At 71.9% G+C, this 5,492-nt stretch carries 4 protein-coding genes and 1 pseudogene; 2 read left to right on the forward strand and 3 right to left on the reverse strand.

What is annotated here, in order from left to right:
* From GWI24_RS39615 to GWI24_RS39625, 3 genes and pseudogenes are all read right to left on the reverse strand, one after another.
* Window positions 1-608 (reverse strand): annotated as a pseudogene (locus tag GWI24_RS39615) (ABC transporter permease); the annotation flags it as partial.
* Window positions 601-2,124, reverse strand: a complete 1,524-nt coding sequence (locus GWI24_RS39620; RefSeq protein WP_210950873.1) for a sugar ABC transporter ATP-binding protein — start codon at window positions 2,122-2,124, stop codon at window positions 601-603. The gene GWI24_RS39620 and the pseudogene GWI24_RS39615, both read right to left, overlap by 8 nt.
* Entirely contained in the window at window positions 2,121-3,134 is a 1,014-nt protein-coding gene (locus GWI24_RS39625) for a sugar ABC transporter substrate-binding protein (RefSeq protein WP_210950874.1), read from the reverse strand. Before GWI24_RS39625 ends, GWI24_RS39620 begins: the two co-directional genes overlap by 4 nt.
* Window positions 3,135-3,304: 170 nt before the next feature.
* On the opposite strand from GWI24_RS39625, the gene GWI24_RS39630 reads away from it, so the two are divergent.
* Window positions 3,305-3,997: a FadR/GntR family transcriptional regulator gene (locus GWI24_RS39630; RefSeq protein WP_210950876.1), complete on the forward strand. Its 693-nt coding sequence runs from the start codon at window positions 3,305-3,307 to the stop codon at window positions 3,995-3,997.
* On the forward strand, window positions 3,994-5,433 hold the full coding sequence (locus GWI24_RS39635; protein WP_210950875.1) for an amino acid permease: 1,440 nt from the start codon (window positions 3,994-3,996) through the stop codon (window positions 5,431-5,433). Before GWI24_RS39630 ends, GWI24_RS39635 begins: the two co-directional genes overlap by 4 nt.
* Window positions 5,434-5,492 lie beyond the last annotated feature (59 nt).

Below are 5,492 nucleotides of genomic sequence, written 5' to 3' on the forward strand. Positions count from 1 at the left end.
TGGCGGTGGTAGCGCAGCATGAACCCGGCGAGCGCGAAGCACAGCGCCGTCAGCCACACCGAGATCGGCACCCCCAGCCAGTCCCAGGAGCCCAGGGCGAAGAACGCGTCCGGCGCGCTGAACAGCGTCCTGCCCGAGACCAGGCCGATCAGCACACCCCGCAGCACGATGTTCATCGCCAGGGTCACGATGAATCCGTTCAGCCCCAGCCCCACGATCAGCGCCCCGTTGACGGCGCCCACGCCCGCGCCCACCAGCGGGATCAGCAGCAGCCCCGCCCAGGTGGGCCACCGGGTGCCGAAGCCCGCGTCGGCGGCCGGGATGACGACCAGGAAACCGAGCGCGGGGGCCAGGCCCGCGATGGACTCCAGGGAGAGATCCATCCTGCCGCTGATCAGGATCATCGCCTCGGCGAGCACCAGCAGCCCTAAGCCCGAGGAGGCCCCCAGGATGTTGACCAGATTGTCCCGGGTGAGGAAGCCGGGGTTGCCGAGCGCACCGATGACCAGCAGCAGGACCACAGCGGGCAGCAGCGCCAGATCGCGGATGCCGAGCGGGACCAGACGGCGGACGCGGCCCGGCGCGTGGGGCGTACGGAGGTCAGCCATGGCCGAGAGGGACCCCCTCGATCGCGGCGATCAGCTGCCGCTCGGCCCAGCCCGCCTCGTACGCGGCGGTCACGAAGCCGCCCGCCATCACCAGCACCCGGTCACAGGCCCGCAGGTCCTCCGGCTGATCGGAGACCAGCAGCACCGCCCGCCCCTCGGCCCGCGCCCGCAGCGCGACGTCCAGCAGAGCGCGCCGGGACCGCACATCCACCCCGGCCGTCGGGTCGATCAGCACCAGCACCCGTGGATCCGTGGCCAGCGCGCGGGCCATGGCCACCTTCTGCTGATTGCCGCCGGACAGCGCGGTAACCGGCTGCGCCGGGCCCTCGGTGGTGATCTCCAGCTCGTCGATGGCGCGGCGGGCGAGGGCGTCGCGGACCGAGGGCCGGATCAGCCCGCCGGGCCCGAGCCGCCCGCTGACCGGCATCGTGATGTTCTCGGCCACCGACAGCTGGGGGACCAGCCCCTCGGTGTGCCGGTCGCGGGGCAGACAGCCCACCCCGGCGGCCAGCGCCGCCGGGACGCTGCCGGTCCGCAGCGGCCGGCCGAGGATCTCGATCCGCCCGCCGGTGGGCCGGTGCAGACCGGCCAGGGCGGCGCCGAGCTGATGGCTGCCGGAGCCGGCCAGTCCGGCGAGGCCCACCACCTCCCCGGCCGCGAGGGTGAGGCTGACGTCGTGGAAGTACGGCCCGCTGAGCCGGTCGACCCGCGCCGCCACCGGCCCCGCGGCGCCCGGCCGCGGCGCGGCGGCGGGGGCCGGGGCGCGGTACGGCTCGGCGGGCCCGCCCGTCATCGCCTCGATCAGCGCCCGGGTGGGGAGTTCGCCGACCGGTGCGGTGACGATCCGGCGGGCGTCCCGCAGGACGGTGACGGTCCGGCAGACCTCGTAGATCTCGCCCAGCCGGTGCGAGATGTAGAGGAAGGTGACCCCGGCGTCCTGGAGCCGCCGCATATGGCCGAACAGCCGCGTGGCGGCCCGGCCGTCGAGCTGGGCCGTGGGCTCGTCGAGGATGATGAGGCGGGTGCCGCGGGACAGCGCGCGGGCGATCTCCACCATCTTGGCGTCCTCGACGCTCAGGGCCCGTGCCACGGCGTTCTCGGGCACCGCCACGCCCCAGGTGTCCAGCAGGGCACGGGCCTCCCGGCGCAGCCGCCGCCAACTGACCGGCAGACCACGGGAGGTGACCGGACGGTGGCCGAGGAACAGGTTCTCCGCGACCGTCAGTTCGCCGATGACCATCGACCGTTGGTGGACGCAGGCCACCCGGCGGTCCCACGCCGCCCGGTCGGCGAGGGCGGGGGCGGGCTCGCCGTCGTAGGCCACCGTCCCCGCGTCGGGCCGCTCAAGACCGGTGAGGATCGCGACCAGCGTGGACTTGCCCGCGCCGTTGCGGCCGACGAGGCCGTGCGAGGCGCCCGCCCGTACGGCGATCCCCGCGTCCCGCAGGGCCACCGTGGGCCCGTACCGTTTGGTGATCCCGCGCGCCTCGGCCAGCGGGGGCGGCTCGCCGGTCATGCCCGGTTGCCCCACAGGGAGCGGTCGTCGACATTGGCCCGGGTCACCAGCGGGGCGGGCAGCTGGTCCTCCAGATTGCCGCCGTGCAGCCGGACGACGGTGCTGCCGTGGCCGGTCGGCCCCGCCTTGAACGGCTTCCCGGCCATGGCCTGCTTGATGTAGCGCATGGCGTAGACGGCGTAGAGGTCCGCCGGCTGGGAGACGGTGGCGTCGATGAGGCCCTTACGGATCGCGTCCAGCTCCTGCGGGATCCCGTCGTTGGAGACGATGGCGATGTGGCCGCGCCGGCCCACCGGGACCAGGGCGCGGTGGCGCTGGAGGGTGCGCAGGGTGGGCGCCAGATAGACGCCGCCGGCCTGGAGGTAGATGCCCTTGATGCCGGGGTGGGCGCTGTAGAGGGCCTCCAGACCGGCCGCCGCCTTCTCCGCCTGCCAGCCGGCCGCGATGTCCAGGATCTTGATGTCCGGGTGGTGCCGCGCCATGCAGTGGTCGAAGGCGGCCGTGCGGTCGCGGCCGTTGACCGAGGCCAGATCGCCCTCGATCTGCACCACCGTGCCCCGCCGCACGGCGCGGCCGAGGCTGTGGCACGCCTTGACGCCGTACGCGCGGTTGTCGGCCCTGACCACGATGGCCACCCTGCCCCGGTCGGGGGCCACATCGACGGCGACGACCGGCACATGGGCGCGCCGGGCGGCGCTCAGCCCGGGGCCGATGGCGGCGGAGTCGATCGGGGAGACGACCAGGCCCTTGATGTCCTGGGCCAGCAGATTGTCGATGTCGGTGATCTGCTTGCCCGGGTCGCTGTCGGAGTTGACCGTCGGCAGCACCCGTACGCCCGCCTTTCTGGCCTGCTTCGGGATGTCGTCGTTGTACGCCTCCCAGAAGGGCGAGGTGAGCAGCGGCAGCACCACGCCGACCTTGCCCGGTTCCGCACCCCCGCCGCAGCCCGCGGCGGCCGGGCCGCACAGCAGGAGCAGGGCCGCGGTGGCGGTGGCGAGGCGGTGGGGCATGGGGTCTCCGGCGCTCGGACGAATACTCCATATCAACACAGAACGGGCGGCAAGGAGGGGAAAGTCGACCCTTGACAACCCTCCGGTGTACGCCCGAGGATCACCGCGTGAACTTGTCAGACAGCCAGACAGGTGGCTCCGGATTCGCCTCCCCTCGTCGCGTCAGCGCGATGGAGGCGGTTCTCACCCACCTCCGGGAAGCGATCGAGCGCGGCGATTACGCGGTGGGGGACAAACTCCCCTCCGAGGCCGAGCTCTGCCGTCGCCTGGAGGTGAGCCGGCCGGTGCTCCGCGAGGCCCTCAGGGCCCTGCAGACCATGGGGCTGACCGCCTCGCGCACCGGTAAGGGCACCTTCGTCATCTCCAGCGGCCCGGTGGAGGACCCCACCTTCGGCGACTACGCCGCGAGCGACCTGCTGGAGGTGCGCCGGCACATCGAGATCCCGGTGGCGGGCTACGCGGCGCTGCGCCGCTCCGCCGAGGACCTCGACCACCTGTCCCATCTGCTGGAGCGGATGGAGCGGGAGACCGACACCACCGCATGGGTGGCGATGGACACGCTGTTCCATCTCGCCGTCGCCCAGGCGGCCCGGAACCCGGTCTTCCGGCGGGTCATCGAGGAGATCCGCGATGCCCTGGCCCGGCAGTCGGCATTTCTCAACGAACTCGGCGGCCGCCGCGAGCAGTCGAACCGGGAGCACCGGGCGATCGTCGAGGCGCTCGCCGACGGGTCCGAACACGACGCGGTGGAGGCCATGTCCCACCACCTCGAACGCGTGGAGACCACCCTGACCTCCATCGTGCGGCCCGCTGCGGCGGACAGCCGGACGACAGCACCGACGGAAGGCGGACAGCAGGCGTGAGCGAGCAGTCCCTCCGGCAAGAAGACCGCCAACAGCACCAGGCCGGGAGCCCCGCGCATGTGGACGCGGGCGACGCCGGTTACAGCAAGTCCCTCAAGGCCCGGCACGTCAACATGATCGCCATCGGCGGCGCCATCGGCACCGGCCTCTTCCTCGGCGCCGGCGGGCGGCTCAAGGACGCCGGGCCGTCGCTGGCCCTGGCGTACGCGGTCTGCGGCGTCTTCGCCTTCCTGGTGGTGCGCGCCCTGGGCGAGCTGGTGCTGCACCGGCCGTCCTCGGGCGCGTTCGTCTCCTACGCCCGTGAGTTCCTCGGCGAGAAGGGCGCCTTCGTCGCGGGCTGGATGTACTTCCTGAACTGGGCCACCACCGGGGTCGCCGACATCACGGCCGTGGCGACGTACACCCACTACTGGGGGATGTTCACCGAGATCCCGCAGTGGGTGATCGCCCTGATCGCGCTCGCCGTGGTGCTCACGGTCAATCTGATCTCGGTGAAGATCTTCGGTGAGCTGGAGTTCTGGTTCGCGATCATCAAGGTCGGCGCGCTCGTCGTCTTCATGGCGATCGGCATCTTCCTGCTGGTCACCCGCGAGCAGGTGGCCGGTGGCAGCACCGGGCCCAGCCTGATCACCGAGCACGGTGGCGTCTTCCCGCACGGTGTGCTGCCGATGCTGCTGGTCATCCAGGGCGTCGTCTTCGCCTACGCCTCCGTGGAGCTGGTCGGCGTGGCCGCGGGCGAGACCGAGAACCCCGAGAAGATCATGCCCAAGGCGATCAACTCCATCATGTGGCGCGTGGCCCTGTTCTACGTCGGCTCCGTGGTGCTGCTCTCGATGCTGCTGCCCTCCGGCTCCTACTCGGGCGACGAGAGCCCGTTCGTCACCGTGCTGTCCAAGATCGGCGTCCCGGCGGCCGGCGGCGTGATGAACCTCGTCGTGCTCACCGCCGCGATGTCCAGCCTCAACTCGGGGCTGTACTCCACCGGCCGGATCCTGCGCTCGATGGCGATGTCCGGCTCCGCGCCCAAGTTCACCGGCGCCATGAGCCGCACCCATGTGCCCTACGGAGGCATCCTGCTCACCTCCTCCTTCTGTGTGCTGGGCGTGGGCCTGAACTATGTGGTGCCGAGCGAGGCGTTCGAGATCGTGCTCAACTTCGCCGCCATCGGCATCCTCTCGACCTGGGCCGTGATCATGCTCTGTCATCTGCTGTTCTGGCGGCGCGCCCAGGCCGGCCAGGTCAGCCGCCCCGGCTACCAACTCCCCGGCTCCCCGTACACCGAGATCGTCACCCTGGGCTTCCTCGCCTCCGTCCTCGTCCTGATGTGGGCGGACGGCGGCCCCAGCCGACTGACCGTCATGGCGCTTCCGGCGATCCTGGTGGCGCTGGTCATCGGCTGGTACGCGGCCCGCAGCCGGATGAAGGACCCCTCGTGAGCCCCTACTGAGGAATCGTTTCTCCGCGCGGCCGTACCACCCCGGACGTCCTCTCCCTC

The sequence above is a fragment of the Streptomyces sp. MK37H genome, assembly GCF_018035285.1.
In the GTDB taxonomy this organism is placed as follows: Bacteria; Actinomycetota; Actinomycetes; order Streptomycetales; family Streptomycetaceae; genus Streptomyces; species Streptomyces endocoffeicus.